Source organism: Wocania ichthyoenteri Th78, from assembly GCF_000789235.1.
Lineage (GTDB): Bacteria > Bacteroidota > Bacteroidia > Flavobacteriales > Flavobacteriaceae > Wocania_A > Wocania_A ichthyoenteri.
Map to the genome: position 1 here is coordinate 3731067 of NZ_KN525716.1, position 17514 is coordinate 3748580.

A 17514-nucleotide genomic window follows, 5' to 3' on the forward strand; every position below is an offset into this window, starting at 1 on the left:
TTATTTATATGGTTATTTTATAATCTCTTGCAACTACTTGCCAAGAGCCATTAATTTTACCGTTTAAAATTGTAATTACTTCATTGTATTTACTTACTGTTGGGCATATATGCATAGGAATTGCATAACAAACATCTCCTATTGAATATTTATTAGATGCGTTAAACTCTAAAACTAAATGTTCCTCGCTATGGCTAATTTGTTTGCAACCATTAATATTTAAAATTTTCATTCTAGGGAATGTCATTTCAGCAGCAACAGCTTTATGTCCTATATCTAAGCAAATAATATTTTCTTTGGGCTTGCTAATAATGCTCCCTAGTAAAACAGCTGCTGGGAGAAATGGTAAATCTTTAAAGGTGTTTTTATAGCCTTGATCCCATAGCAAAGGTGTGCCAGGGCTAACTTCAACTTCCTTTCTTTTTGCATGAATAGGAAAACATGGAGTGCCTCCAGCAACAATTACTGGTGCTTTATACCCTGAGTTTTCTATATCTTTTTTTAAATTAGAAACTACTTTAAAAGCGTCATTACATGCCTTTTCGCGTAAGTTTAAATCGGAGTCTTTAATATGCCCGTCGTAAACATGCAAGCCTTTGGCTATTAAATTAGAGTTTGAAGCGATGTCTTGGTATAATTTTAATGCTTCTACTTTGTCAGAAATTCCCGTTCTGTTCATACCATTATTAATATCTAACCATAACGGAATAATCATGCTTTTTTCTGAAGCTATTTTTGAAATTTTTTCAACTGTTTCATAATTATCTGTAATGGATGAAAACTCTGAATTTGGATATTTTTCTATTAACCGAAAAAATCTGTAGATATTAACTCCAACAGGTTGTATGGCTAAAAGAATATCCTTGACTTTGCACATAGCCAAAAGTTCTGCTTCTGCAATGGTAGCACACTTAAACTTTGTAATTCCATATTTTAATTGCAGTTTTATAATTTCTGCGATTTTATGGGTTTTTATATGCGGACGCAAATATTCTGTACCACCAGCAATCTTAATCATGGTTTGAATATTTTTTTCTATCCTTTCTGGATAAACCAAAAGGGTAGGCGTAATTAAATGTTCAGTATTGCTAATTTTATACCAATCTGGATTTTGCATAGTTTAATATAATTCAAACATAACTTCTACTTCCACAGGAATTCCATCAGGAAGCATCATACCTACTGCGCTTCTTACACCAATTCCATGTTCCTCTCCAAAAACATCTGCCATAAGTTCGCTAAAACCATTTATAACATAAGGATGATTGATAAAATTTGGTGTACAGTTTACCATACCTAAAACTTTAACGACTCTTTTAATTTTGTCTAAACTCCCAAAATGAGTGACTATTGATGAAAGTACAGTTAAACCAACTTGTCTTGCAGCCATTTTTGCTTCTTCATCACTAATATTATCTCCCGCCCGACCTTGCATAAGACTGCCATTAATATTTACAGGCCCATGGCCTGAAACATATAAAAATTTATCTACAACTAATAAGGGTTTGTATACACCTGCTGGTTTGGGTGCAGGCGGAAATTCTAATTCTAATGCTTTTACTTTTTCTGATGGTAACATATTTATATAAATGTATTTAATGTTAAAACGCCAATTAATCCCATTATTCCTACAGTAGTTTCCATAACGCTCCATGTAGAAAGTGTTTCTTTAACTGTAAGGTTAAAGTACTCTTTAAACATCCAAAAGCCGCCATCGTTTACATGTGATAGCATTAAACTTCCAGAGCCTATAGCTAGAACCATTAATTCTGGACTAACACCTGTACTAGATATTAAAGGGAGTACAATACCTGCGGCAGTTAATCCTGCTACAGTTGCAGACCCTACACAAACTCGAATTACTGTAGCAATTAGCCAACCAAGTATTAAAGGCGATAAGCTTGAATCTTTTAATAAATGGCCAATATAATCGCTTACGCCGCTATCTATTAAAATTTGTTTTAAAGCCCCAGCTCCAGCTATAATTAAAAGTACCATAGTAATACTTGAAACTGCATTCGATATAGATTTCATTAATTCAGGCATTTTTTTACCTCTAGCTAGACCTAAAGTATAAATGCCTACTAAAACAGATATAAGCATTGCAATGGCTGGATTACCAATAAAGTTGACTATTGTTTTTAACAATCCTTCGTCTAAAAATTGATTGAAAATTGTGGAAAAAGCAATTAAAATAACTGGAAGTAGTGCTGTAAAGATGCTAATACCAATTCCTGGCATTTCTTCATCTTTTAAAATAACAGGATTGTAAAATTCTTTTAAAGGTGTTGCTTTTATATTTTTTATTGTTCTAGAAAATAATGGTCCCGCAATAATTATAGCCGGTATAGCAATTATAATTCCATAGAGTAAAGTTTTACCAATATCTGCTTTAAACATTACTGTAATAGCAGTAGGAGCTGGGTGAGGAGGAAGAAACCCATGAGTTACAGATAAAGAAGCAAGCATAGGTAAACCCACATAAATTAAAGGTAACCCTGTAGCAGCGGCAACAGTAAAAACCAATGGAATTAATATTACAAAACCAACAGAATAAAACATAGGAATACCTACAATAAATCCTGCTAAAACCACGGCCCATTGAATATATTTTATACCAAATGAAGCAACAAGTTTTGATGTAATTCTTTGTGCTGCTCCACTATCGGCAACTAGTTTACCTAGCATTGCCCCTAAACCTAGAATCATAACCAAAAACCCAAGAGTGTTTCCAATTCCTGTTTGGATAGATTGAGTAATTTGTTCTAGATCCATGCCTTGTAGAATACCTACAAAAAGACAGACTATAATAAATGAAATAAAAGCATTAAGTTTAGATACAGCTATTAAAAAAAACAATAGAACTATTCCAAGAATAACGATGGTTAAAGTCATATACAAGAATTTGCTTGATATTAATTAATAATTGCAGCTAATTTTTTTGCTAAAAATTATTAACCTACTCTATACATAGGTATTAAAAAAATTATATAGTAAAGTAATAAATTTAATGTTATTAATATTAAATTATTTCTACAGTCAGTAGGAAACTATCGCTAAACAGAAGGTTTTAGCTTATCTATATGATAGTTATAATGTGTAGTAAAAGAAAAGTAATTTAAGCAGATGGAATAAATGACTATTGTTTTTCAATAATTTCAACCTCAAACAATTTATCCCAACGTTTACCAGTCACAAATATGGTTTTAGTTTTTGGGTTGTAAGCAATACCATTTAAAACATCTAGTTTTTCGTGTTGGGTTACTTTTTTCTTCAAAGGAGAAAAATCGATAACAGCAATTACAGCACCGTTTTTAGGGTTTATAACTGCAACACCACCTCTTTGATAAATGTTAGCGTAAATTTTTCCGTTTATCCATTCCAATTCATTTATACGTCCAATTTTACCTTTATTTGTAAACACTTGAATATAATCTTGTTCAATCAATGTTTCTGGATTTAAAAGCCATATTTTTTCGGTGCCATCACTTTTATAAATCGTATTGTCATCATTACATAGCCCCCAACCTTCTTTACTGTTACCATATTTAAAGCTACTTAGTTTATCAAACGTATTTACATCATAAACAAAACCAATGCCTTCTTGCCAAGTGAGTTGGTAAATTTTATTATTTAAAATTGTTACGCCTTCACCAAAATATTCATCAGCTAAGTTTATGTTTTTTACAACCTCACCAGTTTTATAATCAAGCTTTCTAAGTTTCGATTCTCTGTACTGGCCGGTACTTTCGTAAATAGTATCATTAAAAAACTCAATACCTTGAGTGTAAGATGTTATATCGTGCGGATATTCATTAATAATATTATACTTATAAACTTTAGGAGCTTCGTTATTTAAAATAGTAATATTTGTATTTGCAGTTTGCTTTTCATTATTAAAATAAACAGTAGCTTCAACAGTATATTTTCCTAATTTATGATTATTTAATGAGAAGCTTTCGTTAACCTTTTTTCCGTTTAAAGTGTATAAAACAGAATCTATAGTGTGATTTTTTTTGTTTTCTAAAGAAAGATTTAAATTTTCAGATATAGAAATATTACCTTTTTCAGCATTAGTTTTAATAGAGAAATCACTTTTTTTCTGACTAGAATTTGAGCCACAAGAAATAATAAATAAACTTAAAAATATGATTGTGAGAGCTTTGAATGTATTCATTTAGTACTAAAAATTTTCAGCAAGATATTTATTTAAAAACAGTTTAAAAAATTATTGTGAAAATTTTAAAAGGTTGTATCTTTGCAGCTGGCAAGTCCTACACAACCAGCTCCTGTTGAATCCTCCAGGGCGGGAACGCAGCAAAGGTAAATGGTCGTAGCGGTGTGATGTAGGTAGCTTGCCTTTTTTTATGCGCTAAATTTAAGGTTTCTTATCATTTCATTTTTGTAATTTGGTGCTTTATTATTGTAATTTTAATTTTTATGTCTAAAGTTGTTTTAATAACAGGCGGTTCTTCAGGAATAGGGAAATCTGTGGGCGAATTTTTAACCCAAAAAGGCTTTACAGTTTACGGCACAAGCAGAAATCCAGAGAACTATAAAAACAGTAAATTTTCTATACTTCAATTAGATGTTAAAAAAAATGAAACCATTAAAAAAACCGTAAGTGAAATCATTGAAGCTGAAGGAAAACTAGATGTATTAATTAACAACGCCGGAGCAGGCATTACAGGACCCATAGAAGAAATTCCAGATTCTGAAATTAAAGCCAATTTTGACACTAATTTTTTTGGACCTATAAACGTTATAAAAGCTGTTTTACCACAAATGCGCAAACAGCAATCAGGTTTAATAATTAATATAACATCTATAGCGGGTTATATGGGCTTACCGTATCGTGGTGTTTATAGTGCTAGCAAAGGCGCTTTAGAGCTTTTAACCGAAGCTTTTAGGATGGAGTTAAAAGAGTTTAATATTAGTATGACTAATGTGGCACCAGGTGATTTTGCTACCAATATAGCTGCTGGTCGTTATCATGCGCCGCTTATAGATGATTCACCATATAAAAAACCATACGGCGATACTTTAAAGTTAATGGATGAACATGTCGATTCTGGTAGTAATCCTAACTTAATGGCAGAAGCGATTTATAAAATCATCAATACCAAAAATCCAAAAGTGCATTATAAAGTAGGGGAGTTTATGCAGAAATTTTCTATTGTGCTTAAAAGAATACTTCCTGATAAAGTTTATGAAAAATTGTTGATGAATCATTATAAGCTTTAATGTTTTTTTTGGCATATTAGTTGATATTGATTGTTTTAAAATCTTTCATCATGAAATATCACATGAAACAATCAATACGCATCATTCTTTTATTTTCTTTTTTTACGATCAGTAGTTGCGAAAATGTTATAGACTGTATTATTAATGTACGCCCAGTATTATCTGATAAAAGATTAGCTATTGGGGGTGTTAATCAATTCTATTCAGAAATAATTTCGGCAGAAATTAAAAACGAACCGCGAGACAATGCTTACGAATATTATTATGACATTCGTGGAGATATCCCTGAAGGTTTAGGGGTAACTATAGATTACAGAGATATTTTTATTGAAGGCACGCCAACAAAAGCTGGACGATATACGTTTACGGTACACTTAGATGTCGACCCACCAAATGGGTATTATTATGATGAAGATGGTAACGAAAGGTACGATGATTCGTTATGTAGCGATAGTACTTCAAGAACTTATACTATTGCCATTAAATAGCAGTTTATAGCATACTCAATTGTTAATATTTTTTAATTAAAAAATAATTTTTGAAGGATTATAAAGTTGTAAATTTGCAGCGCGTTAAGGATAGTAGTGGCATCCTTTTTTACTTTTTGTAAAAAGATATAGCAATAGCCTGATTTGAACGACTTTTTAGGAGAGAGCAACGCCCAAAGTATAAAACACAACTTAAATATATACGAATGAAATTTTTTATTGACACAGCAAATCTAAATCAGATAAAAGAAGCGCAAGACCTTGGTGTACTTGATGGCGTTACAACAAACCCATCGTTAATGGCTAAAGAAGGTATTACGGGACACGATAACATTTTAAAACACTATGTTGATATTTGTAATATTGTTGATGGTGATGTAAGTGCCGAAGTTATTTCGACAGATTTTGAAGGGATGGTTAGAGAAGGTGAAGCTTTAGCTGAATTACACGATCAAATAGTTGTAAAGTTACCAATGATTAAAGATGGTGTAAAGGCTTGTAAATATTTTGCAGAAAAAGGCATTAGAACAAATGTAACATTAGTGTTTTCTGTTGGTCAAGCATTATTAGCAGCAAAAGCGGGAGCTACTTATGTGTCGCCATTTATTGGTCGTTTGGATGATATTTCTACAGATGGATTAAACTTAATTGCAGAAATTAGACATATTTACGATAACTATAATTTTGATACTCAAATTTTAGCAGCTTCTGTTCGTCATACGATGCATGTTATTGACTGTGCTAAGTTAGGTGCCGATGTTATGACAGGACCACTAAGTTCTATTGAAGGGTTGTTAAAGCATCCTTTAACCGATATTGGTTTGGCTAAGTTTTTAGAAGATTATAAAAAAGGAAACTAAATATATTCGGTTTCAGGTATAAAAAAAGCCTCAACTATTATTAAGTTGAGGCTTTTTTTATGATTATTTTTTTTATCTATTTATTAAGCCTAAAAGCTGTTCCTCAAAATTTCTAGCAAAAATATTAGTTTTGCTGTTTACTATTTTATGGTTTTTATCTATCAGAAAAGCTTTAGTCATGGGGTAAATGGCTAAATTTTCTTTTGATGCTTCTGGGTTTTTAAATTGGTATTGGTTTTTTAGCGAAAAGCTATTTCGTTTTAATGCATTTAATGCTGAGTTTAATCCGTAGTCATCAACATTAATAACCACAAATTTCACTTCTGGATATTTAGTACTTAGCTCATAAATTTTATGCTGACTTTCTTTAAAATGGTCATAATACGTTTGCGACCAAAAACAAATTACGGTCGGTGAATTTATAATAGCACCAACACTTGTCTCAGAATTATTAGTGTCTATAAGTTTTATTTCTGGAAATGAAGAACCAATTTTTAAGTTATTTAAAGCATTGGCATAACGCGTAATCATTTCTTTTCCTTTGCTATTAGAGCTTACACTTGTATAATATTTTAGAATACTATTATTATTTTTTTCATTTTTACTTTTGTTTAAAAAACTTATTGTGTAATGATGAAGCAAGTCTTCTTTTATTTGATTATCGGTTACTAAACTATCAATAAGTGCAAGTCTGTCTAAATTATAGCATACATCTGAACTTTTAAAATGATTGTCTTTAGAGTGTTTATAATGCTCGGTGAGCGCTATGTTGTTAAAGTTCCATCGTAAAAAAGTGTTGTAAATAAAGTAATCTTTAAGAAATGTATCGTTGTAATTTATGTTTTTTCTGTAGCTATAAAAGTCTTTTGGTAACGAGTCTAAAATATCATTTTTATTATGGCCATAATGTACAAACGGATAAATTTCTTTATTAAAATAGTAGTTATACTCTATGTTGGCTTGTGCAATTTTATTGAACAGCTCAGAGGTATCGTATTTGTTTTTAAATTTTTTAAGTTTTTTTAATTTAATCTTTTTTAAAGAGTCTACTTGTTTTTGATATGCTTCTGCGCTTAATTGACAGTATTTAAAAATCTTTTTTTCTTCTATTTCATTTTTTAAAAACTCATCAATTAAGTAATTGTTCTTTTTTGCACCCTCTCCAGTATAAACTAACGATTCGTCAAATTCTAAAGTGTTTAATCTAAACATAATGCTGTCCTTTGGTTCTAATAAAATCATTTGGAATTCGCCGCCATGTTTAAAGCTATAGAGTCCAGCTTGTAAATTATTTATTTTATAAATAAATCTATTATTACCATCTAATTTAATAGTATCAATAGTACTGTTAGATTTAGATAGCACAACAAAATTATTGTTTGCATTAATAATTTCACCGCCTATAAAAGCATAATCACCATTACTTTGGGTGTTATCCTTTTTACAACCTATTAGTATGATTGCAATAAGTAGTGTGTAATAGTATGATTTCATAGTCCCCCTTCAAAAAATGTTTTAGCATAAATGCTATTTATAACAAAAATATGGCTTGTATTTATAAAGTGCTGTTAAGGCGTTGTTAAATATTAGTTTGTAAATGGTTTTCTAATATCTAAATACTAGATAAAATAAGTAAATGATGTTTCGTCTTACGGTTTGAATTTTATACTTTTGCAAAAAAATTATCAAGATTATGTTATCAGTTTCTAACTTATCAGTTCAATTCGGAAAGCGCGTACTTTTTGATGAAGTAAATACCACTTTTAATAATGGTAATTGCTACGGTATTATTGGCGCAAATGGTTCTGGAAAGTCTACGTTTTTAAAGATTATTTCTGGAAAACAAGACCCAACTTCTGGCCACGTGTCTTTAGAAGCTGGTAAGCGTATGTCTGTACTAGAGCAAAATCATAATTTATATGATGAGCATACCGTTTTAGAAACGATTTTAATGGGTAACAAGCCATTATATAAAATTAAAACTGAAATTGATGCGCTTTATGCAGATTATACTGATGAAAATGCTGAAAAAATTGGAGAACTTCAAGTGAAATTTGAAGAAATGGATGGATGGAATGCAGATAGTAACGCAGCTTCTATGTTATCAAATTTGGGTATTAAAGAAGAATTTCATTATACCCTAATGGCAGATTTAGATGGTAAACAAAAAGTGCGTGTGCTATTAGCGCAGGCTTTATTTGGAAATCCAGATGTGTTGATTATGGATGAGCCGACCAACGACTTGGATTACGAGACTATTTCTTGGTTAGAAAATTTCTTAGCTAATTACGATAATTGTGTTATTGTTGTATCTCACGATAGACACTTTTTAGACGCTGTTTGTACACATATTTCTGATATTGATTTTGGAAAAATAAATCACTTTTCTGGTAACTATACGTTTTGGTACGAGTCGTCTCAATTAGCAGCAAGACAACATGCGCAACAAAACAAAAAGGCTGAAGAGAAGAAAAAAGAATTAGAAGAATTTATTCGTCGTTTTTCTGCCAACGTTGCAAAAAGTAAACAAGCTACCAGTAGAAAAAAAATGATTGAAAAATTAAATATTGGAGATATTAGACGTACTAGTCGTCGTTATCCTGCGATTATTTTTGAACGCGATAGAGAAGCAGGTGATCAAATATTAAATATACAAGGTTTAGCAGCTTCAATTGATGGTGAAACTCTTTTTAAGGATATTGATCTTAATTTAAACAAAGGCGATAAAGTGGTCGTTTTTTCGAGAGATTCTAGAGCTACAACAGCCTTTTATCAAATATTAAATAATAAAGAAAAAGCCGATGCTGGTAAATTTGCTTGGGGTGTTACAACCACACAATCATATCTACCACTAGATAATAGTGAGTTTTTTAATAACGATTTAACGTTGATTGATTGGTTACGCCAATGGGCTCAAACCGAAGAAGAGCGAGAAGAAGTTAATATCCGTGGGTTTCTTGGAAAAATGATTTTTAGTGGTGAAGAGGCTTTTAAAAAATCGTCTGTATTATCTGGAGGCGAAAAAGTACGTTGTATGTTATCAAGAATGATGATGACAAGAGCAAACGTATTGCAATTAGATGAACCTACAAACCATTTAGATTTAGAGAGTATTACGGCATTTAATAATTCACTTAAAAACTTTAAAGGCACTGTACTTTTTACAACACACGATCATGAGTTTGCACAAACCGTAGCGAATAGAGTGGTGGAGTTAACTCCAAGTGGTGTTATTGATAGATATACAACGTTTGATGAATATATGCAAGATTCTAAAATTAAAGAATTGCGTAATAAAATGTATGCGGTAACGGTTTAATTAATACTATTATTACGAGGAGCTTTTGCGACGTGGTAATCTTTTTAAATTGAAACGGTGCTTATGCTTTTAAACTAGCATTAATAGTTTCAACAATCACAATAGCTTTATCAAGTTCATCTTTGTGAACATATAATTCTTGTTGACCTTGTATAGACGCTCCAAAGCCAGCTAATCGTCCAGATTCTGATTCATCTTTAATAACTGCTGTTACATTAATATTTTCAAGTTCTGAAAGTATACGTTGTACAGTAATAAAATTGCCAGTAAAAATTTTTATATAATTAGAATCATGCATAGCGATAGGTTTAAACGTTACTTATAAATATACGAAATTTTTGGTTAATATAAAAAGAAGATTTTACAAGTCATTAGATTAAAATGTTCCAACAAAACCTATCTTTTTTTTGCTAAAAGTAAAATTCCAAGAAATTTGTTTTTCTTTTTTAGTATAATCGTATGCCTTTGTTTTAAATAGAAATTTATCTATTGAATCCACTACAACGATGCTTAAAACTGTAGCAATTCCTACATCGGTTAACCAATGTGCGCCAGCAAAAAGTCTAGAAACAGGGGCAATGGCACCCAAAGAGTAAACACTAATTTTAGACCATGTATTATCAAACTGCTTTGCTATGGCATGTGCCATTGTTACGGATAAAACGGTATGACCTGAAGGAAATGAATGAAATTTAGCTTTATTAGACCAGAACCTAAATTCATTACTATCATATCCGTTTTCTGGTCGTGCTCTACCAAAAGCAGTTTTACTTAAACTTTGAATAATACCACTAGTAAAAGACGACGAAATAATTAAAACACTAGTTTTTCTTAGTTTTTCATTTTTTGTAAATAAACCAAATCCATAAAGTGATGCATTAGCAATAAAATATACTTGCGGACTTCCAAAACGAGTGCCAACTTCTTGAAATGAATTGGGAACATGAGGTTCGTTACGCACAAAAAAAGCACTTGATTCATCATCAACAGTAGACAATGCAAAAGCACCAATAATTACAGTTCCTAAAGTTTTGAAATCCTTTTTTTTCCAATGAAGAGGTCTTGTAAACGAATAGCCAACACCTTTGATGCTCTGTTTTAAATCGTAAATTGCCAATCTTCCAATAGAAAGAGTATCATAAGCATTATTTATTTTTGTTATATTTTTTTGTGCACTCAACTTAAAAGCAAACAAAATAACAACAATAAAAATAAAGCTATTTTTTAATTTCAAAATTACCTTAATTCTGCTCCAAGTTGTTTTTCGAAATTTGCTTGTAGCTTGTTCATGATTTTATCAATCTGTTTATCAGTAAGTGTTTTGTTTTCGTCTTGTAAAGTAAAGCTAACCGCATAACTCTTTTTACCTTTTGGTAAGTTTTTACCTTGATATACATCGAATAAGTTAACACTTTTAAGCAATTGCTTTTCACTCTGCTTAGCAAGTTTATAAATAGATTCAAAAGTTACAGCATCATCTAAAAGTAATGCAAAATCTCGACGTACTTCTGGGTATTTCGAAATAGCTTTAAACGTGATTTTATGACGTTTTACAATATCTAAAATGGCATCCCAATTAAAATCAGCAAACAACACATCTTGAGAAATATCAAAATGTTTTAAGATTGATTTTTTTACTAATCCAAAATCTACCAATTTGGTTTTACCAAAATTTAAGCTTAAACCTTCACTAAACAAATCATTTTTTATGGGCGATTCATTAAATCTAGAAACACCTAAGCGATCTAACAACGTAATAATACTTCCTTTTAGGAAAAAGAAATCACTCTTTTTAGAGGCAACCTGCCAACTTTCTTTATTTTGATTTCCGGTTGCGAAAAGTGTTAAATGCTTGTTTTCTGCTCTTGTATCGCTATAATGATGATAGGTTTTTCCAAATTCGAAAAACTTTAAATCTTGTCGCTTTCTATTTATATTATGTGAAATGGATTCTAAACCAGAGAATAATAAAGATTGACGCAATACTGATAAATCGTTACTTAAAGGATTTAACATTGTAATATTATGTTCATCCTTTAATTGTTCGCTTAGCGCAATGTAATTAGGATTGGTTAGCGAGTTTGAAAGTATTTCGTAAAACCCCTGAGCCGCTAATTGATTACCAACGATATTCTGAATTTTATGGTCTTCGAAACGAGACGTACTAGAAATTGAAGCATTTAGTTTTTCGGTGGTTTTTATGTTGTTATAGCCATAAACTCGTAAAATTTCCTCAATAATATCAGCTTCGCGTTGCACATCGTTTCTGTATGCGGGAACGGTTAAACCTAATCCTGTTTCAGTAACATTATTTACTTTAATATCTAGGGATGTTAAAATACGTTTAATGATTTCTTTAGGAATTTCTTCACCAATTAATTTCTTTGCATTATCGAAACTTAAACGCACTTGAAAGTCTTCGATTTTATTTGGATAAATATCAATTAAATCACTAGTAATTTCTCCGCCAGCTAATTCTTGAATTAATAAGGCTGCACGTTTTAAAGCATATTCTGTAATATTTGGGTCGATACCACGCTCAAATCTAAATGATGCATCTGTATTTAAACCATGGCGTTTAGCCGTTTTGCGTACACTAATAGGGTTAAAATAGGCACTTTCTAAAAATATACTTGTTGTACTTTCGGTAACGCCAGAATCCATACCACCAAAAACACCAGCGATACACATGGGTTTTTCAGCATCACAAATCATTAAATCATCTTCGTGTAATTCACGTTCAATACCATCTAAAGTTGTAAACTTAGTTCCAGCTTTTAGAGTTTTAATTTCAATTTTATTACCAGAAATTTTTACAGCATCAAAAGCATGAAGCGGTTGCCCTAATTCGTGTAGTACATAATTAGTGGCATCAACAATATTATTAATCGGGCTTAAACCAATAGCCTTTAGACGATGTTGCAACCATGTTGGGGATTCAGCAACCTTTATTCCAGAAATAGTAACACCGCAATAACGAGGTGCTAAATCTTTATTTTTAACATCAATATCAATCTTTAAAGTACGGTTATCTGTATGAAAAGCACTAACCGATGGTGTAATAAATTCTAGGTTAATATCTTTTTGTACTAATCCTGCTTTTAAATCGCGAGCTGTACCAAGATGGCTCATCGCATCTGCTCTATTTGGAGTTAATCCAATTTCAAAAACTTGATCGTTTTCAATATCAAAAATATCTTCAGCAGGTGTTCCTACTTTTACGGCATCATCTAAAACCATAATACCGTCGTGAGATTTTCCTAGACCTAGTTCATCTTCAGCACAAATCATGCCGTGGCTTTCTTCACCACGAATTTTACCTTTTTTAATCGTCCAGCTTTCACCGTCTTCAGTATATAAAGTGGTTCCGATAGTCGCAACAGGTACTTTTTGTCCAGCTGCAACGTTTGGCGCACCACAAACAATTTGTAAAGGGGCATCTCCGCCAATATTAACCGTAGTAATTTTTAGTTTATCTGCGTTTGGGTGTTTAATACAAGTTAATACCTCACCAATAACAACGCCTTCTAATCCACCTTTTACAGATTGGTAACTCTCAACACCTTCAACTTCTAATCCTAAATCTGTAAGTAGCTCGCTAGTTTGCTCTGGCGTCCAATCAATTTTAATAAATTGTTTCAACCAGTTATATGAAATCTTCATAAATCAATTAATATGTGATGCGCAAAGATAAAATATTGATGTTACCAATCAAACAAAGCGTTACTATTTATGAGAGCAAAAAATTAATTAATAATTGGTGTGTTTCTTTAATATAAAACTGTGCTTATTAGCTTACCAAATAATTTTTTAAATTAATTTCTATATTTTAAGAATATATTAGATACTTCATAAAAAAAAGCGCCTAATTAGGCGCTTTTTCAAAATGTTATAAATTTCTTTTTAGAATTGGTAACGAATACCTAAAGCAATATCAAAATCTAAATCATTATTATCATACAAATCATCGCCAAAACCAATTTCTGGTCTAAAATCTAGTGATAACAATAATGGGATATCAAAATTATATTCAATACCTATATCACCAGCAGCAAAAACAAACGTATCGGTAATATCTTTTTGTCCAGGAACATTAACGCTGAATGATCCTAAGCCACCACCAACACCGGCATACCAGTTAAAACCACCATCTAAATCCCAAACCCATTGGTATAACCCAGCAAGTTTAAAACCATCGTAATTTTTGCCATCACGCCAACCTAAATCTAATTCTAAACGATTGTTCTCACCTAAAGCATGTTGATACGAAATTTCTGCACCAAAACCATCACTATCGCCTAAGCGAAGCCCAATAGCATTTTTAGAGATGTCTTGTGCGCTTGCAGCAAATGTAAAACCTAATACGGCAACTGATAATAAAAATAATTTTTTCATAAGTTTAAAGTTTTTGTTTCATTAATAATATACGAGCTATTGTAAAAAATAGATCATTTTAATATTCGGTTTACTTTTGCAAAAATAACGCCAAAATTGTAATTATATTTAGCTTCTTTTTAGATTTAAAATAATATTTATTAAAAACATGAGCTTAACATCACATTTACAGGCTTTAAAGAGAAATCTTTCTGGTGAGTTTTTTTTATGATGACTTAATAAAATCGATATACGCTACAGATGCGTCTGTTTATAGAATGTTGCCCTTGGCTGTAGCATACTTTCAATTTCAAATAAAAGTTTAGGTAAACAATTTAAAAAATTTAAAAATCAAATAGTTAAAGAAAAAATTATTAAAACTATTTATTTTTTTAATGATGAATTTACCAATCATTTAGACACACTGATTGGTGTGGATGCTATACAGCTTTTAAAGGCACTAAATTATTACGAAGTTAAATTAATTAATCATGCTGAATCTGGTCGTTCCTTTTTATCAAAAGGCTTATTAAAACAAGCTAAAGATTTTGCTAATAAAAATGTTGAAATTTTTAAAAATAAAGTTTCAGAAGATACGCCACTTATCGGCATTGAACCTTCAGCGATTTTTACCTTCAAAGACGAATATTTAAAATTAGCAGACAATAAAACTTCTGCGGAAGCGATAGCAAAACACACGTTTTTAATTGAGAAATTTATTCAAAAAGAAATAGACTTGGGAAATATAACTTCTAATCAATTCACTTTAGAAGAAAAAACCATAAAATTCCACGGACATTGTCATCAAAAAGCGATGAGCAACCAATTATTGAGTTTTGCAGTTTTAAATTTACCTAAAAAATACAAAGTCACTATTTATCTCTAGTGGATGCTGTGGTATGGCTGGAAGTTTTGGCTACGAAAAAGAACATTACGAAGTGAGCATGCAAGTAGGCGAACAAACCTTATTTCCTGCCGTTAGAAAAGCTTCAGAAAGCACTGTTATTTCCGCAAGCGGGACAAGTCGCAGACACCAAATAAAAGAAGGTATACAACGCGATGCAAAACACCCAATTACCATTTTAAGAGAGGCATTGGTTTAGTTTTTTTCATGCGGTTGAATAATAGTGATTGCTGCAATTAAATCTTTAATTTCCATGTTTTCAAAATCTTCATCAACGACAAAAGGTGCAAGTTTATCTTTATTGTAATTATATATTTTCCAGCGTTTAAACTGATATTCTAAAGCTGTAAAGTTCTCAACCCAATCACCAGAATTTAGGTATATGGTTTTTCCGTGTTTATTCTCTTTATATTCCATTTTTGGCTGGTGTATGTGTCCGCAAATCACATAATCATAGTCATTTTCAATGGCTAAATCAGAGATTACTTTTTCATAATCATTAATATATTTAACAGCCCCTTTTACTCCATTTTTTATCTTTTTAGAAAGCGAGTATCGTTCTTTGCCACGTTTTTCTAAATACCAATTTATAAGTCTATTAAGTAGTGTTAACAAGTCGTAGCCATAACTACCAAGTTTGGCAAGCCATTTTGCATTTTGAATGGAAACATCAAAAACATCACCATGAAAGAACCATGCTTTTTTTCCGTGAAGATTTAATACAAGTTTATCTACAATTGAGATTTTACCAATAGTAGTACCACTAAACTTACGTAGCATCTCGTCATGATTTCCAGTAATATAAGTAATTTCAACACCATTGGCAGCCATGTCCATGATTTTTTTTATGATCTTTAAGTGTGGTTTTGGGAAGTATCGTTTGTTAAATTGCCAAATATCTATAATGTCACCATTTAGAATTAATTTTTTTGGCTCAATACTGCTTAAGTAGGTTAGTAATTGTTTTGCATGACAACCGTAAGTGCCTAAATGCACATCAGAGATTACAGCAATTTCTATTTTACGTTTAATTTTCAAAAGAGTTGTTTTTTATTGTTATAAATTAAAGGAACTATTATTATGTAATCATTAACTTATAATTATTTAAGTATAAGCATATTGTTAAATAATTATTGTATTCAATTCTGGTAATTTATTAGTCTTTCTCTGATTTCATTTCCGTATCTCTAATAATAGATTTATTTTAGCATCAAAATTTAACTATGGCAGGTAATTCTTTCGGAAAATTATTCAACTTAACAACATATGGTGAATCTCATGGACCAGCTTTAGGTGGTGTTATAGACGGTTGTCCGTCTGGAATTGAATTAGATTTGGATGCTATACAAAATGAGCTTGATAGACGTAAACCTGGGCAATCTGCAATTGTAACTCAGCGTAAAGAACCAGATACCGTTAAATTTCATTCAGGAATTTTTGAAGGAAAAACAACTGGAACTTCCATAGGTTTTGTTATAGAAAACACCAATCAGAAATCTCACGATTATACACATATAAAGGATAGTTATCGTCCAAGTCATGCCGATTATGTGTACGATAAAAAATATGGTTTTAGAGATTACCGTGGTGGTGGACGAAGTTCTGCACGAGAAACAGCATGTCGTGTGGTTGCAGGTGCTATAGCAAAGCAAATGCTAAAAGGTATCGAAATAACGGCTTATGTTTCTGGGGTTGGAACCATGAAATTGGGTAAACTATATAATGAAATAGACCTCACTAAAGTAGAATCTAATATTGTACGTTGCCCAGACGAAGCTATGGCTGCAAACATGGAAACTTATATTAAAGAAGTGCGCAGTAAAGGTGATACCGTTGGAGGTATTGTAAGTTGCGTTATAAAAAATGTGCCTGTTGGTTTAGGCGAGCCTGTATTCGATAAATTGCATGCAGAACTAGGTAAAGCTATGCTTTCAATAAACGCAGTAAAAGGCTTTGAGTATGGCAGTGGATTTCACGGAAGTACTATGTATGGTAGTGACCATAACGATGCATTTAATACAGACGGTACTACAAAAACCAATTTTTCTGGCGGTATTCAAGGAGGTATTAGCAATGGCATGGATATTTATTTTAACGTTGCTTTTAAACCGGTAGCAACGCTTATCCAGGAGTACGAAACTATCGACAAAGAAGGTAAAGTAGTCCAAATGCACGGTAAAGGACGTCACGATCCCTGTGTTGTACCTAGGGCTGTTCCTATTGTAGAGGCTATGGCAGCTTTGGTTTTAGCTGATTTTTATTTAATTAACAAAATTTATAGCTAGAAGCTGTTACCCGCTTGTAATTTATCCTGAGCAAAGTCGA

15 protein-coding genes, 1 other RNA gene and 1 pseudogene are annotated in these 17514 nt (G+C 31.6%); 7 read left to right on the forward strand and 10 right to left on the reverse strand.

Translation table 11 applies throughout. The features are described 5' to 3' along the window. Positions 1-4: 4 nt before the first annotated feature. The 4 genes from RG22_RS16170 to RG22_RS16185 all read right to left on the reverse strand — a co-directional run bounded on the left by RG22_RS16170 (position 5) and on the right by RG22_RS16185 (position 4177). Positions 5-1117 carry a D-TA family PLP-dependent enzyme gene (locus tag RG22_RS16170; protein ID WP_034045178.1) on the reverse strand — a complete coding sequence of 371 codons (1113 nt, stop codon included), beginning with the start codon at positions 1115-1117 and terminating at the stop codon, positions 5-7. A 3-nt stretch (positions 1118-1120) separates the two neighbouring features. After that, positions 1121-1585, reverse strand: coding sequence for a RidA family protein (locus RG22_RS16175; protein ID WP_034046240.1), 465 nt, complete (start codon positions 1583-1585; stop codon positions 1121-1123). Beyond that, on the reverse strand, positions 1582-2895 hold the full coding sequence (locus RG22_RS16180) for a gluconate:H+ symporter (protein WP_034045181.1): 1314 nt from the start codon (positions 2893-2895) through the stop codon (positions 1582-1584). The genes RG22_RS16175 and RG22_RS16180 overlap by 4 nt, the downstream gene beginning before the upstream one ends. 244 nt (positions 2896-3139) lie before the next feature. Continuing rightward, the gene (locus tag RG22_RS16185; RefSeq protein ID WP_034045183.1) at positions 3140-4177 is read right to left on the reverse strand and encodes a glutaminyl-peptide cyclotransferase; all 1038 of its coding nucleotides are present in this window, start codon (positions 4175-4177) and stop codon (positions 3140-3142) included. 88 nt (positions 4178-4265) lie between these two features. On the opposite strand from RG22_RS16185, the gene ffs reads away from it, so the two are divergent. The 4 genes from ffs to fsa all read left to right on the forward strand — a co-directional run bounded on the left by ffs (position 4266) and on the right by fsa (position 6592). Further along, positions 4266-4364, forward strand: an RNA gene (ffs, locus tag RG22_RS17730) — signal recognition particle sRNA small type. Positions 4365-4440: 76 nt separating this feature from the next. Next, positions 4441-5244 (forward strand): SDR family oxidoreductase, encoded by an 804-nt coding sequence (locus tag RG22_RS16190; protein WP_034045186.1) that lies wholly within the window; start codon positions 4441-4443, stop codon positions 5242-5244. A gap of 50 nt (positions 5245-5294) precedes the next feature. After that, positions 5295-5732, forward strand: a complete 438-nt coding sequence (locus RG22_RS16195; RefSeq protein ID WP_156113410.1) for a hypothetical protein — start codon at positions 5295-5297, stop codon at positions 5730-5732. 206 nt (positions 5733-5938) lie between these two features. Further along, positions 5939-6592, forward strand: coding sequence for a fructose-6-phosphate aldolase (gene fsa / locus RG22_RS16200; protein WP_034045191.1), 654 nt, complete (start codon positions 5939-5941; stop codon positions 6590-6592). Between the two features lie 72 nt (positions 6593-6664). Here fsa and RG22_RS16205 read toward each other — a convergent pair whose 3' ends face one another. After that, entirely contained in the window at positions 6665-8086 is a 1422-nt protein-coding gene (locus RG22_RS16205) for a TlpA family protein disulfide reductase (protein ID WP_034045194.1), read from the reverse strand. A gap of 199 nt (positions 8087-8285) precedes the next feature. Between RG22_RS16205 and RG22_RS16210 the strand changes: the two genes are divergently transcribed. After that, a complete protein-coding gene (locus RG22_RS16210; protein ID WP_034045196.1) occupies positions 8286-9911 on the forward strand; it encodes an ABC-F family ATP-binding cassette domain-containing protein in 1626 nt (541 codons plus the stop codon). Positions 9912-9972: 61 nt separating this feature from the next. Here RG22_RS16210 and RG22_RS16215 read toward each other — a convergent pair whose 3' ends face one another. From RG22_RS16215 to RG22_RS16230, 4 genes are all read right to left on the reverse strand, one after another. Then, positions 9973-10209, reverse strand: coding sequence for a putative signal transducing protein (locus tag RG22_RS16215; protein WP_034045198.1), 237 nt, complete (start codon positions 10207-10209; stop codon positions 9973-9975). Between the two features lie 78 nt (positions 10210-10287). Then, positions 10288-11145 carry a phosphatase PAP2 family protein gene (locus RG22_RS16220; protein ID WP_052143798.1) on the reverse strand — a complete coding sequence of 286 codons (858 nt, stop codon included), beginning with the start codon at positions 11143-11145 and terminating at the stop codon, positions 10288-10290. 2 nt (positions 11146-11147) lie between these two features. After that, complete coding sequence (pheT, locus tag RG22_RS16225; protein WP_034045202.1) at positions 11148-13574, reverse strand: phenylalanine--tRNA ligase subunit beta; 2427 nt, start codon at positions 13572-13574, stop codon at positions 11148-11150. Between the two features lie 240 nt (positions 13575-13814). Beyond that, positions 13815-14306 carry a hypothetical protein gene (locus RG22_RS16230; RefSeq protein WP_034045205.1) on the reverse strand — a complete coding sequence of 164 codons (492 nt, stop codon included), beginning with the start codon at positions 14304-14306 and terminating at the stop codon, positions 13815-13817. Between the two features lie 286 nt (positions 14307-14592). Here RG22_RS16230 and RG22_RS18325 point away from each other — a divergent pair. Further along, positions 14593-15388: pseudogene (locus RG22_RS18325) on the forward strand ((Fe-S)-binding protein); the annotation flags it as partial. Here RG22_RS18325 and RG22_RS16245 read toward each other — a convergent pair. Next, a complete protein-coding gene (locus RG22_RS16245) occupies positions 15385-16227 on the reverse strand; it encodes a UDP-2,3-diacylglucosamine diphosphatase (RefSeq protein WP_034045213.1) in 843 nt (280 codons plus the stop codon). The pseudogene RG22_RS18325 and the gene RG22_RS16245 sit on opposite strands and share 4 nt — an antisense overlap. Positions 16228-16412: 185 nt before the next feature. On the opposite strand from RG22_RS16245, the gene aroC reads away from it, so the two are divergent. Next, positions 16413-17474 carry a chorismate synthase gene (aroC, locus tag RG22_RS16250; protein WP_034045216.1) on the forward strand — a complete coding sequence of 354 codons (1062 nt, stop codon included), beginning with the start codon at positions 16413-16415 and terminating at the stop codon, positions 17472-17474. The last annotated feature ends 40 nt before the right edge of the window (positions 17475-17514 follow it).

Coding starts and splice junctions, on each gene's coding strand:
- RG22_RS16170 (WP_034045178.1), bottom strand. CDS start 1,117: ATGCAAAATCCAGATTGGTATAAAATTAGCAATACTGAACATTTAATT.
- RG22_RS16180 (WP_034045181.1), bottom strand. CDS start 2,895: ATGACTTTAACCATCGTTATTCTTGGAATAGTTCTATTGTTTTTTTTA.
- RG22_RS16185 (WP_034045183.1), bottom strand. CDS start 4,177: ATGAATACATTCAAAGCTCTCACAATCATATTTTTAAGTTTATTTATT.
- RG22_RS16190 (WP_034045186.1), top strand. CDS start 4,441: ATGTCTAAAGTTGTTTTAATAACAGGCGGTTCTTCAGGAATAGGGAAA.
- RG22_RS16195 (WP_156113410.1), top strand. CDS start 5,295: ATGAAATATCACATGAAACAATCAATACGCATCATTCTTTTATTTTCT.
- fsa (WP_034045191.1), top strand. CDS start 5,939: ATGAAATTTTTTATTGACACAGCAAATCTAAATCAGATAAAAGAAGCG.
- RG22_RS16205 (WP_034045194.1), bottom strand. CDS start 8,086: ATGAAATCATACTATTACACACTACTTATTGCAATCATACTAATAGGT.
- RG22_RS16210 (WP_034045196.1), top strand. CDS start 8,286: ATGTTATCAGTTTCTAACTTATCAGTTCAATTCGGAAAGCGCGTACTT.
- RG22_RS16215 (WP_034045198.1), bottom strand. CDS start 10,209: ATGCATGATTCTAATTATATAAAAATTTTTACTGGCAATTTTATTACT.
- pheT (WP_034045202.1), bottom strand. CDS start 13,574: ATGAAGATTTCATATAACTGGTTGAAACAATTTATTAAAATTGATTGG.
- RG22_RS16230 (WP_034045205.1), bottom strand. CDS start 14,306: ATGAAAAAATTATTTTTATTATCAGTTGCCGTATTAGGTTTTACATTT.
- aroC (WP_034045216.1), top strand. CDS start 16,413: ATGGCAGGTAATTCTTTCGGAAAATTATTCAACTTAACAACATATGGT.